The following is an 18,998-nucleotide window of genomic DNA, read 5'->3' on the forward strand; positions in this document are numbered from 1 at the left end:
GTCACGGCCCGGTCCCTCCGGCCACGGGGTCTCAGCACTTCGACTGGTACAGCGCCTGCTGGATCTCGGGCGTGTTCGGGTTGTCCCTGGTGACGGTGCCGGTGCCGACCTTTTCTCCGCCGCCGGTCAGCGCCGCGAGCATGTTCTTGACCCCGGTCACGCCGATTTTGCTCGGCTTCTGGGCGATCAACGCCTGCGCCGCGCCCTGCTCCAGCTGCTGGACCTGCACCGGGCCGGCGTCCAAACCGACGATCTTGGCCTTGCCGCTGGCGTTGGCGGTCCGCAGGCCGGTCGCGGCGGCGGCCAGGTCGCGGTGGGCGGCGCCTCGATCAGCGGATGGGTCGCCAGCTGCTCTCCTGGTCTGGTCCTCACCACTGGCCCCCGGCCACGACCGTGTCGCCGGAGTGAACGCTTGCCGTGGTGTCGGCGGCGTCCGGAAAGTCGTCCACACTGGCGTACACCCCGGCCGCGAGCCCGGCCAGCAGGGCGGCGCCGCGCGCCCCGGCCTCGACGACCGGGGAACGGCGTACCGGGCCGAGCCGGCGGCCCTTGACCGCCATCAGCGCCTCGCTGCGCGACCAGCCGCCGACGGCGACGAGTTCGTGATGGTCACCGCTGTACGCGGTCATCGCTTCGTGGATGACAGCGATCTCGTCGGTGACCATCTCCAGTGCCGCCCGCCAGATCTCCGCCGGCTCGGCGGACTCCCCTGCCGGTACGACGACCGACCTCCCCTCGTCGGCGATCCGCACCTCGACCCGGCCCGGCTCGACCTGCTCGGCCAGGAGGTCGAGTTGGGTCAGGTCGGCACGGTCCAGGCCGAGCCCGGCGAGTACCCGTTGCAGCACCAGTCCTCCGGTGGTGGCGCCGAGCAGGCACCAGCGACCGGCCAGGGCGTGCCACCCGACGGTGACCCCGGCGGCGACCAGACCGGCGACGGTCTCCGGGGCCAGGCCGGGCGGGACCGACCGGACCAGTGCCTCCGCCGTACCGCAGCTGTCCAGTTCGTCGCCGGGACGTACCGCGCCGGCGCCGATCGCGGCGACCTGGTGGTCGTGGCCGCAGACGGTGAGGGTGGCTCCGGTGAGCCGGTCGGGCCCGGCCCCCACGTCAACGGTGCCGAGTGCGGTTCCGGCGGTCACCAGGTCGGGCATCTGCGAGGCGCGAGCCCCTGACCATTCCAGCGCCTCGGGCCACCAGTCCCGGCCGTCGAGCCGCAGCCAGCCGGTCCGGGAGGCGAGGGACTGTTCCGTGGCCTCCGCCCCGCCGAGTCCGCGGACCACCCACTCGGCGATGTTGAGCCGACGTACGGCGGTCCGGGTCTCGGGGTGGTGGGCGAGCAGCCAGCGGTGCTTGGTGAGCGCCCACTGGTGCCGCAGCGGCAACCCCGTGGTCCGGGCGAACGTCGCGGGGCCGATCCGGGCGTGCAGGTCGGCCAGTTCCGTCTCGTCCCGGGTGTCGTGCCAGGCGACAACCGGGCCGATCGGCTCGCCGGAGCGGTCCAGCAGCACTCCGGATTCGCCCATGCTCGTCACGCCGAGTCCCGCGACCGGGCCGGGCGGGGCGGCGGACAGCGCGCCGGCCAGGGCCTCGACCGCGGCGTGGAGCAGGGCGGTCGCGTCGAGTTCGGCTCCGGTCCGGGTGACGGTCCAGGGCGTGGTCACCGCAGCTTGGGACAGCGGCTCGCCCGTGTCGGTGAAGACCACCGCCTTGCTGGCCGTGGTGCCGACGTCGAGGCCGACGAGCAGTGGAGCTGCCACCTGGTCACCTCCTTGTGATGCGGTGCCATCTGCTTGTTTAATGCTGGGGATGCTTGCTTTTCGTTGGGAAGCTGTCAAGCGTTGGTCACTGACTGGGTGCTCTGCCGCCTGGTGGCGAACCTCATTGACCAACTGGGCGACGCTTCCGACCGGAAACCGTGGAAACGGAGCACCAGATGCCCCTCGCCGCCACCGGCCAACTGGTCAACCGTGCGCGTGCCACGAACACGGCGATTGCCGCCTTCAACGTGATCACCCTGGAGCACGCCGAGGGGATCGTCGCCGGAGCCGAGCAGGCCGGCCGGGCGGTGATCCTCCAGATCAGCGAGAACGCCGTCCGCTTCCACCACGGTCGACTCGCTCCGATCGCCGCTGCCGTCACCGCGGTGGCCGAACTCGCCGCCGTGCCGGTGGCCGTACACCTCGACCACGTGGAGAGCCGGGACCTGCTGCACGCTGCGCAGGGGACCGGAATCAGCTCGGCGATGTTCGACGCGTCGAGACTCGACTACACCGACAACGTCAGCGCCACCGTGGAGGCGGTCGGCTGGGCGCACGCGCACGGGCTGTGGCTGGAGGCGGAGCTGGGTGAGGTCGGTGGCAAGGACGGCGCCCACGCCCCGGGGGTCCGCACCGATCCGGCCGAGGCGGCCGAGTTCGTCGCCGCGACCGGGGTCGACGCGTTGGCCGTGGCGGTGGGCAGCTCCCACGCGATGACCGACCGGACCGCCGCGCTCGACCTCGCGCTCATCGGCCGGCTCCGGGAGGCGCTGCCAGTGCCGCTGGTGCTGCACGGCTCCTCCGGCGTCCCCGACGACGACCTGGTCCGCGCCGTGCGGGCCGGGATCGTGAAAATCAACGTCGGCACCATCCTGAACGTCGCCTTCACCAAGGCCGTCCGGGCCGAGCTGGCGGCCGCGCCGGTCATCGATCCGCGGAAATACCTGGCGCCGGCGCGGGACGCGATCGCCCGGACCGTCGCCCACCTGGTCACCACGATCTCGTGAGCGACGGGTCAGGAAGGCCGTGGCGCAGCCACAAAGTCGGCCGCCGGTCCGGACTGAGTCCGAACCGGCGGCCGCCGGGGTCGATCTGGCGGTTACGGGACGGCGACGTCCGGCGCGCCGCTCCGGTCGAGCGTGACCGGGCTGGCCGCGTCCGCCGCCGCGGCCTCGCCGCGCTTCTCGTCGGCGTAGACCATCACGGTGGACCCGACGATGGCGAGCACGATGCCGATCGTGGCGTAGATCGACGGCATCCGCTGGTAGACGATCAGGGAGAGGATCACGGTCAGCACGGGCGCCAGGGCGTTGGTCGTGGGGGCCACGATAGAGGCCTTGCCCCGGCTGAACGCCATCACCAGGAACAGCGCGCCGACGGCGTTGAGCAGCTGGGTGACCGCGGCGAGGGTCGGCGCCTGCCAGGGCGCCTCCAGCGCCAGGCCGCCGGCCATCCAGATGGCGATCGGCGCCAGCAACAGACCACTGATCGTCATCCAGGTGAAGGTGGTGGCGTCGTTGACGCCAACCGTGGCTGCCTTGCGCATGAAGTAGGCCTGCACACCCCAGGCGACGCAGACGACGATGGCCAGGACCAACCACATTCCACCGGTGGCGGAACCGTCGCCGCCGCTCACGCTGAAAAGCACGACCGCGATCAGCGCGGCGATCACGCCGACCACGGCGAGCCGCGGGATGCGTTCACGCAGCAGCACCGTGGCCATCAGCACGGTGATCGCCGGGGACAGTGCGATCAACGGGAAGATCAGGTAGGCCGGGCCGATGGTGAGCGCCTTGAACAGCAGCAACTGGCCGCCGGCGCCGGTCAGACCAACCAGCAGGCCGTATACGGCTGCGATCGGGCGGCGGTCCAGCCGGTTGCCGCGCAGCGCGACGACGGCCGGGATGATCATGGTGATGGACCAGACGACGTAGACCATGCCGTCCGGATAGCCGTAGTCGCTGGTCGGGACGGCGGAGAAGGCTCCCCAGACGCCCCAGAACAGCACGAGCAGTCCCGCGTACGGGATCCAGCTACGGCTGATGCGGGAAATAGTCGTTGGCATCTGCGCCTCCTCAAGCGGCGGTGGCGGTCGGGGTGGTCCGGAGATGCTCGAGCGCGTCGGCGCTCAGCGGGCCGCCGGCCTGCTTCGCGGCGTAGAGCGCCGCGCCGACGACCGGCGAATACATGGGCTGACGGAGGTCGTACCCGTCGTGCAGCGTGTGTAGGTGCTGTCGGAATGCCTCGCGCACCTGCGGTGCGTTGAACGTGCCGCCGGAGTAGGAGACCAGCACCTGCTCTTCGACGGGGTAGCCGAGTCGGCTACGGGTGGTCTCCACCAGATGGGCGAGTTCCCGGCCGGCCTCGCCGAGGATCGCCGCGGCCGCCTCGTCGCCCTGGTCGGCGGCGCGGGTGACCAGCGGGCTCAGCGCCGCGATCTCGCCACGGTCGCCGTGCCACCTGTTCAGCACGATGTCGATCAGATCCAGGTCCGCGGACAGCTCCAGGTGGTCGCGCAGAACATCCAGCAGCGGGCCGGCGGGCTGTCGACCGTCGCTCATCCGGGAGAACGCCTGCAGGCCACGGATGGCGATCCAGTACGCCGAGCCCTCGTCTCCGAACAGTTCGCTCCAACCGCCGACGCGCAGCCCTCGACCGGCACGTTCACCATAGGTCATCGATCCGGTGCCGCTGATCACGTTGATGCCGTCCGCGGCGCCCAGCGAGCCGGACCAGCCGCAGAGCATGTCGTTGTCGACCCGGTACCGGTCGTGGCCCAGGACGTCCCGTGGCACCGCGTCGAGGGCGGCGATGTCCTCGCTGACCTCGCCATAGGTCGGGATCCCGAAAAACGCGAAGTCGATGTCGGCCGGGGTGATGCCGGCCGTCGCGCAGACAGCGCCGACGCCCTCCTCAAGGACCCGGGTCACGAGGTTGATGCCTTCGCTGAAGTAGTAGCTGCTCGCGGTCGTGGCCTGGGCCACGATCGAGCCGTCCGCCCTCAGTAGGCAGAAAGCGGTCTTGGTGCCGCCGCCGTCCACGCCGAGAAACATTTGTCTCACCTCCGTGTGGCGCCACTGCTGACGTCAGCTCTGTCGCCCGTCCGGGCCGGGATGGCCCTGATCTGGACCTGTTGTTCGCCTGGCCGCGGCCTAGCGGACAGGGGGTGCATGATCGCGCCCTGGACGACTCGGTTGACCTCCCCGCCGGGGAAGGGATTGTCGGGTGTGAGCCCGAGCGCCAGGGAGAAGTGCAAGCCGATCAGCTGCGCGCAGATCACGGCCGGCAGCGCCAGCGCGGCGTCGTCCACGTCCGCGATGCCGGGTAGCGTCCAGGCGTTTTCCCTGGCTGGCCGCCCGGCGTGACCGGTGACGGTGACGAGGTTCCGCTCCGGGATGACCCGCAGCAGCTCGGCCACCATGTCGCGGTCGTACTGACTGGTGTATGGGTCGTTGGACTCGTAACTGACGACCAGGGTCTGGTCATCGAGCACGGATTTCGGTCCATGCCGGAAGGCCAGCGCGGACTCGGCCATGGCCACCACGCGGCCGGCGGTCAGCTCCAGGACCTTCAGGGCGGATTCCCGGGCCGCGCCGTGCAGGGTTCCGCTTCCGAGGTAGACGATCCGGGAGTAACCGCGGGCGGCGAGGTCGGCCGCTGCGGGCGGCCGGGTGACCAAGATTTGCTCGGCTGCGGTGGCGAGCCGCTCCACCAGGCCCTCATCGGGGCCGCCGAGGGCCAGCGAGCCGGCCAGCACCATGCCGGTGAAGCTGGACGTCATCGCGAAGCCCCGGTCGTTGGCCGCTTCGGGCAGCAGCAGCACGTGCGAAGTAGAACGGTCGGCGTACTGGCGGGCGAGCCGGCCGTGCTCGTTGCAGGTCACCACGAGGTGCCAGCACTCGGTCAGCACCTGGGTGGCCAGCTCGGTGGCGGTGACGCTTTCCGGACTGTCGCCGGAGCGGGCGAACGACACCAGCAGCGTCGGGACATCCTCTGCGAAGCAGGCCAGTGGATCGGCCACGATGTCGGTGGTGGCGACGGCGTCCACCCGGCGGCCCAGCCGCCGACGCAGCGACGGCGCCAGCACCTCGCCGACGTACGCGGAGGTGCCCGCGCCGGTGAGGACGATGCGCAGGTCGGGCCGTTCGAGCAGCGGCTTCAGAAACGCGGCGGTTGCCGTACCCGACTCAGCCGCCATCCGGGCGATCTGGCGCCACACGATCGGCTGCTGCGCGATCTCGCGGCTGGTGTCGACGGCGTCGCGCCGGCGCAGGTAGTCAGGGTCGTGGCCGAGGAGGGTGCTCATGCTGCCGGCCGCCGTTCGGATGAGGTGGTCGCGTGGCGGTAGCCGCGCAGGACGTCGCGGATGCGATCGAGGACGAGCTCGACGGGGTCATTGCCGAGGGTGCCGTCGCGGACCCGCTGGTACTGGTCGGGCAGGTACTGGCTGAGCAGCGGCAGCGGGATGTCCCGGTCGGTCAGGTTGACCAGCAGGCGCCGCTCGGCGGCCTGGATCTCCGGGTCTGGCCAGTAGTAGCGCATCCGGTCGCTGTAGCTGTACCGCCGCGCCAGGCGCTGCTCCGCGGCGTCGCCGGTGTAGTACTTCGCCCACTGCCCGGGCTCGGCGCGCATTCGCTGCTCGACCACCTCTGGCAGGCTCGAGCGGTCGTGCTCCGCAACGAGCTCGGCCTCGATCGCGGCCAACGCGAACAGGGCCTCCCTCAGCGCGAAGGTCAGGCCGGGTCCGACCTTGAGCACCGCCCAGTGATCCTCGACCAGCGCGGCGAGTCGCGGGACGGTCTGGTAATCCGTGGAGTGGGCCTCGAAGACCATTGTCGGCTCGTCGTCCAGGACCCGCTGCAGGTCCTTGGTGCGGTCCCGGTCGTAGTCCACGACCCGCAGGTGGTCGAACTCGACGCCCGGCTGGACGACCAGGGCCATCACCTGCGGCCACACGTGCTCGAGGCCCAGCTCGGCGAAGGCCGCCCGGTGCCGGGCCAGGGTGCTACGGGCCGACTCGGTGGTGGTGGGCAGGAGTTCCTCGATCGTCTCCTCGGCGCCGCCGGGCACCGGGACCTCGGTGCCGATGACGTACCGGAGTTCCCCGGCCCGCCCCGTCGCGGCGGCGGTTCTCTCCGCGACGGCGAGCATGCGGGCAGCGCGGGCGGCCATCACCTCGTCGGTCAACGGGGTCTGGTCGTCCGCGCAGGGGTAGCTGCAGTCAAGATGGATCTTGGTGAAGCCGGCCTCGACGTACGCCGCGACGAGCACGTCGGCGCGCGCCATGGCCTGCTCCGCCGGCAGCGAACGCCATCGGTTCGGGCCCAGGTGGTCGCCGCCGAGCACAACCCGCTCCCGAGGAAGTCCGGCCTGGTCGGCCGCCCGGTACACCAGGTCGTGGAAGTCCGCCGGTCGCATACCGGTATAGCCACCGTCCTGGTCGACCTGGTTCGAGGTCGCCTCGATCAACACCAGGTCGCCGTCTTCCCGGGCCTGAGCCATCGCGGCCTGCAGGACCAGCGGATGGGCGGAACAGATTGACGTGACGCCGACCGGTTCCCCCCGTTTGTGCAGGGCGACGACAGTGTCGAGCGGGTTACTCATGGGGTGGTTCCTTTTCCTCGCCGTTCTGAAGCTGGTAATGGACCCTACTGGTATTCCACTTGGCCGGCTACTGTCTAGTTGGTATGTAGTTTGGTATGCTCCCGTTCGTAGCATCTCTGGGGGCACGCTGAGGGCGGCGCTGACCCAGCTCGCCGACCAGGGCGTCGTCATACGGTCACCGGCACGCGGCTGGTTTCTCGCCGATCCGACAGCGGAAGACGGCCGGCGCCGTACGCCGGCGACGGCCGGCAGTCCGGAGACGTCGTACAAGCCTTTGCCGACTACGCGGGGCGCACGGCCTCACGACACACGCTGCGGTCCTGGAGTCCCGGGTGCGGCCAAGCTCGATCGCGGAGTCCGAGATCCTCCGCGCCGCCCGGCGCCGAACCATTCGAGAAGCGACGGCCTCGGTACCCCGACAACCTGATCGTGGTGCTGGAAAACAGCCAGCTACCACCGGCCATATGCGCGGCCCTGGCCAGCACCGACTTCACCACCGCGTCGCTGTACGCCGCCCTGCGCGTCGCCGATTCACGGCAGTTGCCGCAGGTGGCCCGGTACACCGTGGAGGCCCGGCAGCCGACCGGCCCAGTCGCGGGTGACCCGTCGTCCAGTGACATGGCGCTGCTCGCCCTGCTCCGGGCTACCGCCCGGCGGCCGCCGGCGAACCTCTGCCGGCGCGGGTCGAGAGATCGCCGGGCAGCCTACAACCGCGGCCGACCATGAGGTATTTCCGCAAGCGCGCGGGGAGTCGGAGACCGCCAGGCACCGCTCAAGCTGGTGGCGCGGAGGTGTTGCTCATGGCTTATTGGTGATGGAGGCGCGAAAGCGGTAGCGGTCCCCTCGGTAGACCTGGGTGGTCAGCTCGATCGGGCGGCCTGCCTGGTTGAAGGTCAGCGTGGTCGCGACGAGCATCGGCATGGTGTCGCTGATCCCGAACAGTTCGATCTCTCGTGGCGTTGGGTGGCGGGCTTCGCACGAGTAGTCGGCGACGCGCGGAGTCTGTGGCGGGTCCGCCGCGCGCAGGGTGGCGTACAGCGAGGCGGTGTTGAAGTCGGTCTCGGCCAGGGCCGGGCAGGCCGCCAACGGAAGCCGGTTGTGCTCGAGCACGACCAGCAGGTCGTCGAGGAAACGCAATCGGTGGAGTTCGAAGAGGTCGGAGCCGGGGGCGATGCGGAGATCTTCGGCCTCGGACACCGTTGCCGGGCGAACCGCGGCAGAGAGAACCCGGCTGCTCGGCGTCAGACCGTTGACGCGGGCGAAGTCGGCAAGGCCCTGCACCTGGGGGGTTGCCGCGGTGGATGCCATCGCCGGGTCAGGGAACTGGTCGAGGTCGGCGACGAACCACCCGCGCGTCGACGCCGGTCGCACGATGCCTCGCGACTCCAGGTCGGCGAGTGCTGCTCGCAGCGTCACGCGTGAAACGGCGTACCGAGTCGCCAGCGTCCGCTCGGAGGGCAGCCGGTCGCCGACGCGGGCGGCTGCGTCGCGCAGGTCTGCGAGCAGTTGCGCGGCGGTGCGCTCGTACAGCGGGAGTGCGTCGTCGGCGAACAGGGCACGGGGCATCCGCGTCCTCGCAGCAGTCATACCAGCCAACCATACCGGTTCAATCGATCCCTGAGCCAGGCGCCCCGCAGGCGGCCCACCGCCCTCGGATCAGGTGCGGTGACCAACCAGAAATAACCGAGAACCGGCCATTGACAGGCCAACAGCATACCACTTACGTTCGTCGGGCAGACCAGCCAGACGTGAACGGGGAGTGCTCTATGTGGAGCTTCTGCTCGATCTTGTCGGCGTCAACGTCCCGGTTCGGCGGTTGGCATCCCTTTGGTCTGCTCTGCGCATTCGCTGGTGATCGAGGCGGCGGTGGCGCAGTCCTTCGACGATGGCGCCCCGCTGCTGTTGGATGCGACGTCGAACCAGGTCGACCAGTTCGGCGGCTACCCGGGCATGCAGCCGACGGATCTTCGTGACCTCGTCCTCGACCCCACGGAACGCATCGGCACGTTCGAGGTGGCTCGATCTTGACGATCTACAGCGACGAGCAACGGCGTGGCCTGGTCGTCAGAGCTGCGCAACGAGCCCGAAGGGAGTTTGACATGGCCGACATGAAGCGGCGAACCGTACTGAAGTTGGCACTGGGGGGCGCCGGCCTGGCCGCCTTCCCTGCCGTCACCACAGGTGTGGGCGCCACACCCGCAGCCGCCGCACCGAACAATGCTCCCGACGTCGTCGGGGTCGGCGACACCTCCATCACCTTGGAGTTCGACGACAAACTGCACACCCGGGTGGCCTTGAAGGGCGTCAACGTCACGCGCTTCGACGCCAGCGAAGCCCTGCTGCTGGGCGGTACGACGATCGACGAGTTCACGTACCGCGGGCACGAGACCCGCAAGACCAAGCATTCCCGGCACGGTGCGGGCGTCCAGGTGATTGTCCAGGGCTATTCCAGGGCTGGCGTGCGGAAGACGGTGGAGCTGACCTCCTTCCAGCGTTTGACCGGGATGATCGTGATGACGGTGACCTACGCCAACCTGTCCGGTTCGGAGCTGAAGGTCACCGGCTGGCGCAGCGCGGCCCACGAACTCCTGGAGAAGCCCGGCGGCTTCTACACCTTCTCGGGTACCACCTACGAGAACCGTCGCGACTGGGTGCAGCCGATGACGGACGGGTTCGACCAGAAGAACTCGCTGGGGATGGACTCCTCCGACTATGGGGGCGGCACGCCGATGGCGTCCGTCTGGCGTCCGGGTGGGGGCCTTTCCGTCGGGCACGTCGAACCCGTGGCGAGGATCCTGCGCCTACCCGTTCGCAAGACGGCCGGCGGAGCGAGCATCGCCGTCGAAGGCGACACTCCCCGCACCCTGAAGCCGGGCCAGCAGTTGACCACCGACACCACCTTCCTGACAGCCCACCCCGGCGACCACTTCGCGCCGCTCCAGCGCTATCGCGACTACATGAGCGACATCGGCTTGCGCGCCCCCAAGACGCCGACCCCGGCCTTCGAACCCATCTGGTGTGCCTGGGGTTACGAGCGCGACTTCACCGTCGAGCAGGTCATCGGAACGCTGCCCAAGGTGCGTGAGGTCGGCCTCAAGTGGGCTGTGCTCGACGACGGCTGGCAGACCAACGAGGGCGACTGGGACATCAACCCGCAGAAGTTCCCGCAGGGCGAAACGGACATGCGAGCCTTCACCAAGCAGATCCGCGACGCCGGCCTGCGGCCGCGTCTGTGGTGGGCCCCGCTGGCCGCGGACCCTGGGAGCAACCTGTTCAAGCAACGCCCTGACATGCTGTTGCTGGACCGCGACGGCAACATGCAGGAAGTGACCTGGTGGGACGCCTACACACTGTGCCCGGCGTACCAGCCGACCGTGGACTACTTCGTCGGGCAGGTGAAGAGGTTCATCGGTGACTGGGGCTATGAAGGGCTCAAGATCGACGGCCAGCACCTCAATGGCGTCACACCCTGCTACAACCCGGCGCATGGGCACACCCGCCCCGAAGAATCGACCGAGGGCCTGGCGCAGTTCTGGAAGGCGGTGCACGAGGCCGCACACAAGGCGAACCACAACGCGGTCGTGGAACTCTGCCCCTGCGGCACCGCCTTCGCCTTCCACAACCTGCCCTACGTCGACCAGTACCCGGGCTCGGACCCAACCTCCTCTTACCAGGTCCGAACCAAGGGCAAAACGATGAAGGCGCTGATGGGTCAGGGCGCCAGTTACGCCGGCGACCATGTCGAACTGAGCGACGGCGGCGACGACTTCGCGTCCAGCTACGGCGTAGGAGCCGTCCTGTCGACCAAGTTCACCTACCCTGCGGGCCCGGACGAGAACGTGCTCACGCCGGAAAAGGATGTCCTCTGGCGCAAATGGGTGAGCTTGTACAAGGAGAACATGCTGCCCACCGGCGAGTACCGGGGCGAGCTGTATGACGTCGGTTTCGACAAGCCCGAGGCGCATGTCGTGACCAAGGGTGGAGCCCTGCACTACGCCTTCTACGCCGACCGATGGGACGGGAAAGTCGAGTTGCGTGGTCTGGGCCGGGGCAGGTACCGCTTGACCGACCCGTTCAACGGCGTCTCCCTCGGCACCGTCGACGCCAGGCACAACACCGTCCAGCTGACCTTCGAGAAGTTCCAGCTCATCGTGGCCGAGCCCGCCGACTGAGCTGCGTGACATGTAAGCCGCGAGGTCTCCGGTAGAGGGTTCATCGAGCAAGAAAAACCTGGAATACCGGAGACCTCGTGGCCATCCTGGGCGAATAATTCCGACGTCACCACTCAACGTCCGCGCACAGATCACGCTGACCCCAGGTCCTCGTCCCCCGTGAGAAATCGTCCGCCGACGCTGGGCACTGCTCGGGCGACGCCTAGCGCCCGACGACCTCCGGCGGACGTCGGCCGTAACGTGCCCACACATGCTGGCGGTACGCGGCCACGTTCATGCGAGTGCGGGCGAGGCCGACCAGCGTGAAGAACACCGCCGCGGAGAGCTGGATGCCGTAGAGGATCCACTGATCGGCTCCCGTGTACGGCAGCGCGATGTGCGCGTGGTCCTGCCGGTCGACCACGACGGAGACGGTCTGGTTCACCTGATGGCGGCCGATGCCGGAGGCCCACTGCTCGTCCCACCGACCGTCGACGGTGAACACGAGAAGGTACTGCGAGCCGTCGCGGTCGTATGGCGCGGTGTCGCGGACCGTGGCCACGACCGTGGTGCCGTACCGGGACATCTGATAGTCCCCGGTCGCCGTTACCACGAAATCGACCAGAAACGCCGCGCCGATGCCCAGCAGGACGAGGGCCGACACCCACTTCCCGACCCCGATGAGCCGCAGGATCCGGCGCTCGGCGACATCCTGCGGCCAGTCGTACAGCTTCCGCCAACCCGCCGCAGAACCCCCGTCCTCGCCGCTCCTCATGATCGAACTTTAACTTGATCATGCAATCAAGCAGGTAGGCAGGCGTCCCATGACCACACAAAAAAATCTTGACGCGACCTGTAGTAGAGCGCCGACTCCGATCGTCATCCACCTGAACGACGGAGAGGAGAACGTTCATGGACATGGTCACTGGCGCACACGTGGCAATCGCCCTGACCGTCCCGGTGCCACGCGAACGGATGTGGGACCTGGTCGCGGCGGTGGACCGGATCGGCGAATGGAGCCCCGAGGCCGCTGGCGGCGACTGGTGTGAGGATGTCCAAGCGCCGGCTCCGGGTGCCCGGTTCATCGGGCGCAACCGGTACGCCGACAGATCGGAAAGTACGGTGACCTGTGTGGTCATCGAAGCAGAACGGCCGAGCGTCTTCGCCTGGACCGTACTGGACGACGCCGGCCTGGTGGGCTCGACATGGCGCTACGAGCTGCACGAGGGTCCCGAGCCGGGGAGCAGCGTCGTCCACCATTCGTTCACCCACGGTCCCGGCGCCACCGGTGCCCGGGTGGACGCCGATGCCGACCCGTTGACGCTCAATGGCCGCCTGGTCACCCTGTGTCGAAACATGGCAACCACGATCACCGCGATCGCCACCGCAGATTCCCCGACAGGAGCAACCCGATGAAGTATCTGATGTTGGTGTGCACCGATCCCGACTACACGCCCGGCCAGGACGACGGCGCCCCGGACGTGGAGGACTGGGTCACGGAGATGGACGGCAAGGGGATCCGACTGATGGGCAACCGCACCCGGCCGGCGAGCGACGCGACCACGGTCCGGGTCCGCGACCGCCAGGTGCTGCTGACCGACGGCCCGTACGCGGAGACCAAGGACCAGATCGCCGGCTTCGACATCCTCGAGTGCGCCGACCTCGACGAAGCCATCGACGTCGCGTCCCGGCACCCGATGGCGTGGGCCGGGATGATCGAGCTGCGTCCGTTCTGGCCCGACGACGAGGACCAGTAGCAAGACTGATGACCCGCGTGACAGCTCAGGTGACCGATCGGATCGCCGGGATCTACGCCGACGGGTGGAGCCGGATCGTGGCCGCCATGATCCGGTTCACCGGCGGCAACTGGGACCTGGCTGAAGAGTGTGCGCAGGACGCGTTCGCCCAGGCACTTCAGAAGTGGCCGGTGTCGGGCGTACCGGACCAGCCGCTGGCGTGGCTGACCACGACGGCGCGACACCGTGCGATCGACCGGATACGTCGCGCGTCGACAGAGGCGGCGAAGCTGCGGGAGGTGGCCGCGATGGACCTGGAGCCGCCGCCGTACCCGAGTGACAGCGAGATCCCGGACGAGCGCCTGGAACTCATGTTCACCTGCTGCCATCCGTCGCTGAGCCTTGATGCCCAGGTGGCGTTGACATTGCGGAGCCTCGCCGGCATGAGCACCGCGGAGATCGCGCGTGCCTTCCTGGTGCCGGAACGCACCATGGGTCAGCGTCTCTTCCGCGCCAAGCAGAAGGTCGCGCACGCGGGCATCCCGTTTCGGGTGCCCCCGCCGCACCTGCTGCCGGACCGCCTTCCCGCCGTACTCCATGTGCTCTATCTGGTGTTCAACGAGGGGTACGGGGACCCGCGGCGGGCCCGGTTGTGCCAGGAAGCCATTCGTCTGGCCCGGGTGCTGACGGCGTTGATGCCGGACGAGCCGGAAGCGCACGGCCTGCTCGCCCTGATGTTGCTGCACAATGCCCGGCGTTCGGCGCGCGTCGACGCGGGCGGGAACCTGGTAACCCTGGACGAACAGGACCGCACGCTGTGGGACCAGGCACAGATCGCCGAGGGCGCCCTGATCTGTGAACGGGCACTGCGCCAGCGCCGGGCCGGACCGTTCCAGCTCCAGGCGGCCATCGCCGCGTGCCACGCCACCGCGCCGGTCGCGGCCCAGACCGACTGGCCCCAGATCGTGGGGCTGTACGGGCAGCTCGCGCGTCTCGCGCCGAGTGTGATCGTGGATCTGAACCGTGCCGTCGCGGTCGGCATGGCCGATGGCCCCGACGCGGCGCTGCCACTGGTCGACGCGATCGTCGGGACGGGACAGCTCGACGGCTACTACCTGTTGCACGCCACCCGCGCCGACCTGCTGCAGCGTGCCGGGCGTGGGCCGGAGGCCGCCGGAAGCTACCGCAGGGCACTCGACCTCGCACCCACCGATGCCGAGCGTCGGTTCCTGCGCAACCGGCTGGAGCTTTGCTGACGGCACGCCCCACTGGTGGGCGGGCGTCCACGATCATGCCTTGACACACATGATCCACTTCGGCAGATTGACACCATTGTCAGCGCTTAGGGGTAATGATGTCTGATCTGCCATCCGTGTCACGGCGTACATTTCTCTCCGCCGGTGCCACGTTGCTCGCCTCCTCCGGTGTGATCGCGGTCCTGCCGGGCGCCGCCTCGGCCGCGCCCGTGACCCGCCCACCCGGAAACACGCCGCCGGTCAGCACCGACCTGGCGCGGTACCGGCCGGTTGTGGTCTCCTCCACCGACTACGCGCCGACGCCGGGCAGCTTCGCCGTCGACGGGCTGCCCAAGGTCGGTGTCGGCGGCAGTGGCTGGCGGGCCGCCCCGGGCGACCCACAGTGGATCACCGTCGACCTGCAGGCCCCGTGCCACATCGAGGCGGTCACGCTGGTCTTCGAGGCGACGCTCGCCGACGGCCCCTTCGACGGTAACTACACCAACACCGACGGCACCGAGATCCGGTCCAGCGCGGCGGTGGCGTACCGGCTCGAGGTCTCGTCCGACGGCAAGGCCTGGCGCTCGGTCTACGAGACCGCCGACGGTCAGGGCGGCGTCCAGGCGATCAAGCTCCCCGCGCCGGTGACCGCGCGCTGGATCCGGATGACCTCCACGAAGCGCTCGAACAGCAACCCGGTCGGCCTCAACGGCTTCCAGGTGTACGGCAAGCCCACCACCCACCAGCCGCCCGCGAAGGGCTGGACCGACTGGGCGGGCGGAAACAACCGCCCCGCGCCCGCGCTCACCGTCGCCGCCGACGGCACGGTACCGCTGGAGTCCGGCTGGGCGCTCACCATGGACGACTTCGCCGGCACCAACGACGGCGCCGCGCTCTCCACCGGGCAGCTCGACGTCCGGTCCTGGCTGCCCGCGACCGTACCGGGCACGGTGCTGGGCACGCTGGTCGAGCAGGGGCACCTGCCGGACCCCGTCTCCGGCTTCAACAACATGCTGATCCCGGAGGCGCTGTCGCGCCACTCCTGGTGGTACCGGCGGGCGCTGCGGCTGCCCCGGGACCTGGACACCTCCGCCGGCCGGCGAATCTGGCTCGAGTTCGACGGAATCAACCACGAGGCCGAGACCTGGGTCAACGGGGTGCGGGTCGGCAGCGTCGCGCACCCGTTCGCGCGGGCGGCGTACGACATCACCGACGCCCTGGCCGGGCACTCCGAGCACGTCATCGCGGTCCGCGTGACGCCGATGCCGCACCCGGGCACCCCCGGTGACAAGGGCGCCGACGGCAACACGTTCCTCCAGTCGGCCCACCACTACCTCGACGCGCCGACGTACCTCGCGGTGTCGGGGTGGGACTGGATGCCGGCGGTACGGGACCGGGTCACCGGGATCTGGGACCACGTACGGCTGCGCGGCACCGGCTCGGTGCTGGTCGGTGACCCGCACGTGGCCACCACCCTGCCGGACCTGCCCGACACCGGCACCGCCGAGGTCACCATCGCCGTACCGGTGCGCAACGTCGCCGACACCGCGACCACGGTGACCGTCCGCGCGGCCTTCGACAAGATTGCCGTCGAGACGACCGTGACCGTGGCCGCCCGGGAGAGCACCACGGTGACCTTCGCACCGGACCGGTTCCGGGCGCTGCGGCTGCGCAACCCCAAGCTCTGGTGGCCCAACGGCTACGGCGACCCCGCCCTGCACGACCTGCGGGTCACCGCGACCGTACGCGGCAAGGTCAGCGACCGGCGCGAGCTGCGCTTCGGCATCCGGGAGTTCGGCTACGACTGGCACCAGCCGGTAGTGGTGTCGCCGCCCGGCCAGCCGCCGCTGGTGTTCGACGGCGACGTCGCCATGCAGACGGTCACCTTCGACCGGCAGCACGCCCAGTACGTCCGGATCCAGGCCGGCCAGCGTGCCACCGGCTGGGGTGTCTCGATGTGGTCACTGTCGGTCCTCGACGGCGAGAGCGGTTCCGACCTGGCCCTGGGCAGGACGGCCCGGGCCTCCTCGGTGGAGAACGACACGAACGTGGCGGCGAACGCCGTCGACGGCGACACCGGCACCCGCTGGTGTTCGAAGTACGAGGACGACCAGTGGATCCAGGTCGACCTCGGCACTGCCGCCGACTTCGACCGGGTCACGATCGCATGGGAGCAGGCGTACGCGCTCGACTACCGGATCCAGGTGTCGAACGACGACGACAACTGGACCGACGTGAAGTCGGTCAGCAACGACACGCCGCTGGGCAACCGGGCCACCCAGGTCGAGACCTTCCCCGCGCAGACCGCGCGTCACCTGCGCATCCAGGCCGGGGCGCGGGTCACCTCGTGGGGCATCTCGATGTGGTCGCTCTCGGTCGGGCGTCAGGCCGAACCCGGCCTCGACCTCGCGTTGCACCAGACCGCCACCGCCTCCTCACAGGACGGCGACTCGAACGGGCCGGACCGGGCCGTCGACGGCAACCCGCGTACCCGCTGGTCGTCGAAGTACGAGGACAACCAGTGGATTCAGGTCGACTTCCCCGCGCCGGTCGCGTTCGACCAGGTCACCATCGACTGGGAGCAGGCGTACGCCCGGAGCTTTGTCATCCAGGTCTCGGACGACGGTGAGCAGTGGACCGACGTGAAGTCGGTCAGCAACGCCATCGTCCAGCTCAAGATCAGCGTGAACGGCGTCCCGGTCTTCTGCCGGGGCGGCAACTGGGGCTGGGACGAACTGCTCCGCCGGGTGCTGCCCGACCGGCTGGCCGACACCGTCGAGATGCACCGCGACATGAACTTCACGATGATCCGCAACTGGCTCGGCAGCAGCAACCGGGACGAGCTCTACCAGGCCTGTGACGAGCAGGGCATCCTGGTCTGGAACGACTTCTGGCAGGCCGGTCAGTTCCTGCCGAACCCGCCCGGCTACGTCGACATCGCCGCCGACACGATCCGGCGGTTCCGCCACCACCCCAGCATCGTGGTCTGGTGCGGCGCCAACGAGGGTGACCCGCCGCCGATCGTCGACGCCGGGCTGAAGGCGGCGGTCGCCGCCGAGCACCCGGAGATCCTCTACATCCCGAACTCCGCGGGTGGCCTGGTCAACGGGCACGGCCCGTACCGGTGGATCGAACCGTCGACGTACAACGACAGGAACACGTACGACACCGGCGCATTCGGTTTCCACACCGAGATCGGCATGCCGGTGGTGTCGGTGATCGAGAGCATGCGCAACCTCGTCGGCGACGAGCCGGGGTGGCCGATCAGCGAGGTCTGGAACTACCACGACTGGTCGACGATCGGGAACCAGCACACCGACACGTACCTGGACGCGATCAACGCGCGGCTCGGTGAGTCCGGTTCCCTGGAGGAGTTCGCCAGCCGGGCGCAGTTCGTCAACTACGAGAGCCACCGCGCCATGTTCGAGGCGTGGAACGCGAACCTGTGGCAGGACGCCACCGGTCTGCTGCTCTGGATGTCGCACCCGGCGTGGCACAGCACGGTGTGGCAGACGTACGACTACGACCTGGACGTGAACGGCGCCTACTACGGTGCCCGCAAGGGTTGCGAGCCGCTGCACGTCCAGGCGGATCCGGGTACGTGGCAGGTCCGGGTGGTCAACCACACCAACGCCGCGCTCACCGGCGCCACCGTCACCGCCAAGCTCTACGACCTGGCCGGTCGCCAGTTGGGCAAGACCCAGAGCCAGCGGGTGGAGGTGGCCAGGTCGGCGGCGTCTGCCGTCTTCGCGCTCACCGAGCCGGCCGGGGGCCCGCTGCACCTGGTCCGGCTCGAGCTGAGCGACAGCCGTGGTCGGGTGCTGTCGGAGAACACCTACTGGCGCTACCGCGAGGCGGAGCAGATGCGGGTGCTCAACGACCTGCCGCGGACCCGTCTGTCGGTCTCGACCAGCGGGGTCCGCTCCGCCGGGAACCGGGCGACGGCCACCACGACGGTCAGCAACCGGGGCGGCGCGGTCGCCGCGCTGATCCGGCTGGCGGTACGCGACTCGCGCGGCGACCGGGTCCTGCCGGCGCGGTACGACGAGAACTACTTCTGGCTGCTGCCCGGTGAGACGCGCAAGGTCGACGTCTCGTGGCCGGCGCGGCTGGGCGGTTCGCGCGGCTTCCGGGTGACGGCCGAGGCCTACAACTCCGCTGCCAGCTAACGCCGGACATCGGACGACACTTGATGCCCCGCAGGCGTTCATCACCAACGGGGAATAGCCAGGATGCCCTGCCAGTCCATGGCAGGGCATCCTGGTGCTCACGGTCGTCTCATTCAGCTTCAGGCTCTCCGACGTCGAGCATACGGCGGGCGATTCCGGCCATCATCTCGTCGAGATCGATACCTTGCCATCCGCCCGCTGGGCCGGTGACACGCGGACGTCCGGCGTGTTGGTGGGTGCGGCTCAGACGTCCGACGATCTCAGTCATTCCCGACCGTCGTGAGGTCACCCCAGGACGGAAATAGTGCGGTGGTCCGGGAGATCCTTCTCCCGGACCACCGCA

The 18,998-nt window shown here is 69.3% G+C and carries 16 protein-coding genes and 1 pseudogene; 8 read left to right on the forward strand and 9 right to left on the reverse strand.

Annotation, left to right across the window (positions count from 1 at the left end):
- Positions 1–31: 31 nt before the first annotated feature.
- Both BDK92_RS10265 and BDK92_RS10270 read right to left on the reverse strand, forming a co-directional pair.
- Positions 32–244, reverse strand: a complete 213-nt coding sequence (locus BDK92_RS10265; RefSeq protein WP_121156505.1) for a hypothetical protein — start codon at positions 242–244, stop codon at positions 32–34.
- A 124-nt stretch (positions 245–368) separates the two neighbouring features.
- Complete coding sequence (locus tag BDK92_RS10270) at positions 369–1,760, reverse strand: FGGY-family carbohydrate kinase (RefSeq protein WP_170208538.1); 1,392 nt, start codon at positions 1,758–1,760, stop codon at positions 369–371.
- A 176-nt stretch (positions 1,761–1,936) separates the two neighbouring features.
- On the opposite strand from BDK92_RS10270, the gene BDK92_RS10275 reads away from it, so the two are divergent.
- A complete protein-coding gene (locus BDK92_RS10275) occupies positions 1,937–2,767 on the forward strand; it encodes a class II fructose-bisphosphate aldolase (protein WP_121161921.1) in 831 nt (276 codons plus the stop codon).
- Between the two features lie 92 nt (positions 2,768–2,859).
- Here BDK92_RS10275 and BDK92_RS10280 read toward each other — a convergent pair whose 3' ends face one another.
- From BDK92_RS10280 to BDK92_RS10295, 4 genes are read right to left on the reverse strand one after another with little or no spacing between them, the layout of a single operon-like run.
- On the reverse strand, positions 2,860–3,825 hold the full coding sequence (locus BDK92_RS10280) for a DMT family transporter (RefSeq protein WP_121156507.1): 966 nt from the start codon (positions 3,823–3,825) through the stop codon (positions 2,860–2,862).
- Between the two features lie 10 nt (positions 3,826–3,835).
- A complete protein-coding gene (locus tag BDK92_RS10285) occupies positions 3,836–4,813 on the reverse strand; it encodes an N-acetylglucosamine kinase (RefSeq protein WP_121156508.1) in 978 nt (325 codons plus the stop codon).
- Between the two features lie 5 nt (positions 4,814–4,818).
- Positions 4,819–6,066 (reverse strand): SIS domain-containing protein, encoded by a 1,248-nt coding sequence (locus BDK92_RS10290; RefSeq protein WP_121156509.1) that lies wholly within the window; start codon positions 6,064–6,066, stop codon positions 4,819–4,821.
- Positions 6,063–7,364: a D-tagatose-bisphosphate aldolase, class II, non-catalytic subunit gene (locus tag BDK92_RS10295; RefSeq protein WP_121156510.1), complete on the reverse strand. Its 1,302-nt coding sequence runs from the start codon at positions 7,362–7,364 to the stop codon at positions 6,063–6,065. The genes BDK92_RS10290 and BDK92_RS10295 overlap by 4 nt, the downstream gene beginning before the upstream one ends.
- A 312-nt stretch (positions 7,365–7,676) precedes the next feature.
- Between BDK92_RS10295 and BDK92_RS40205 the strand changes: the two genes are divergently transcribed.
- Positions 7,677–8,090, forward strand: coding sequence for a UTRA domain-containing protein (locus tag BDK92_RS40205; RefSeq protein WP_281278690.1), 414 nt, complete (start codon positions 7,677–7,679; stop codon positions 8,088–8,090).
- A gap of 72 nt (positions 8,091–8,162) precedes the next feature.
- On the opposite strand, the gene BDK92_RS10305 is transcribed toward BDK92_RS40205, so the two are convergent.
- Positions 8,163–8,930, reverse strand: coding sequence for a GntR family transcriptional regulator (locus BDK92_RS10305; RefSeq protein WP_121156512.1), 768 nt, complete (start codon positions 8,928–8,930; stop codon positions 8,163–8,165).
- Between the two features lie 237 nt (positions 8,931–9,167).
- Between BDK92_RS10305 and BDK92_RS10310 the strand changes: the two are divergent.
- Both BDK92_RS10310 and BDK92_RS10315 read left to right on the forward strand, forming a co-directional pair.
- A pseudogene (locus tag BDK92_RS10310) lies at positions 9,168–9,392 on the forward strand (class II D-tagatose-bisphosphate aldolase non-catalytic subunit); the annotation flags it as partial.
- A 71-nt stretch (positions 9,393–9,463) separates the two neighbouring features.
- On the forward strand, positions 9,464–11,536 hold the full coding sequence (locus BDK92_RS10315; protein ID WP_121156514.1) for a glycoside hydrolase family 36 protein: 2,073 nt from the start codon (positions 9,464–9,466) through the stop codon (positions 11,534–11,536).
- 202 nt (positions 11,537–11,738) lie between these two features.
- Here BDK92_RS10315 and BDK92_RS10320 read toward each other — a convergent pair whose 3' ends face one another.
- Complete coding sequence (locus tag BDK92_RS10320; RefSeq protein ID WP_121156515.1) at positions 11,739–12,290, reverse strand: hypothetical protein; 552 nt, start codon at positions 12,288–12,290, stop codon at positions 11,739–11,741.
- 137 nt (positions 12,291–12,427) lie between these two features.
- Between BDK92_RS10320 and BDK92_RS10325 the strand changes: the two genes are divergently transcribed.
- The 4 genes from BDK92_RS10325 to BDK92_RS10340 all read left to right on the forward strand — a co-directional run bounded on the left by BDK92_RS10325 (position 12,428) and on the right by BDK92_RS10340 (position 18,655).
- Positions 12,428–12,931, forward strand: coding sequence for an SRPBCC family protein (locus BDK92_RS10325; RefSeq protein ID WP_121156516.1), 504 nt, complete (start codon positions 12,428–12,430; stop codon positions 12,929–12,931).
- Positions 12,928–13,272, forward strand: coding sequence for a YciI family protein (locus BDK92_RS10330; RefSeq protein ID WP_121156517.1), 345 nt, complete (start codon positions 12,928–12,930; stop codon positions 13,270–13,272). Before BDK92_RS10325 ends, BDK92_RS10330 begins: the two co-directional genes overlap by 4 nt.
- Before the next feature lie 8 nt (positions 13,273–13,280).
- Complete coding sequence (locus tag BDK92_RS10335) at positions 13,281–14,507, forward strand: RNA polymerase sigma factor (RefSeq protein WP_121156518.1); 1,227 nt, start codon at positions 13,281–13,283, stop codon at positions 14,505–14,507.
- Between the two features lie 116 nt (positions 14,508–14,623).
- Positions 14,624–18,655, forward strand: coding sequence for a discoidin domain-containing protein (locus tag BDK92_RS10340; RefSeq protein WP_211349169.1), 4,032 nt, complete (start codon positions 14,624–14,626; stop codon positions 18,653–18,655).
- A 109-nt stretch (positions 18,656–18,764) separates the two neighbouring features.
- Here the strand turns inward: BDK92_RS10340 and BDK92_RS38915 are convergent, their stop codons facing one another.
- Positions 18,765–18,923 (reverse strand): hypothetical protein, encoded by a 159-nt coding sequence (locus BDK92_RS38915; protein ID WP_170208539.1) that lies wholly within the window; start codon positions 18,921–18,923, stop codon positions 18,765–18,767.
- Positions 18,924–18,998 lie beyond the last annotated feature (75 nt).

This window comes from Micromonospora pisi, assembly GCF_003633685.1.
Taxonomy (GTDB): Bacteria; Actinomycetota; Actinomycetes; order Mycobacteriales; family Micromonosporaceae; genus Micromonospora_G; species Micromonospora_G pisi.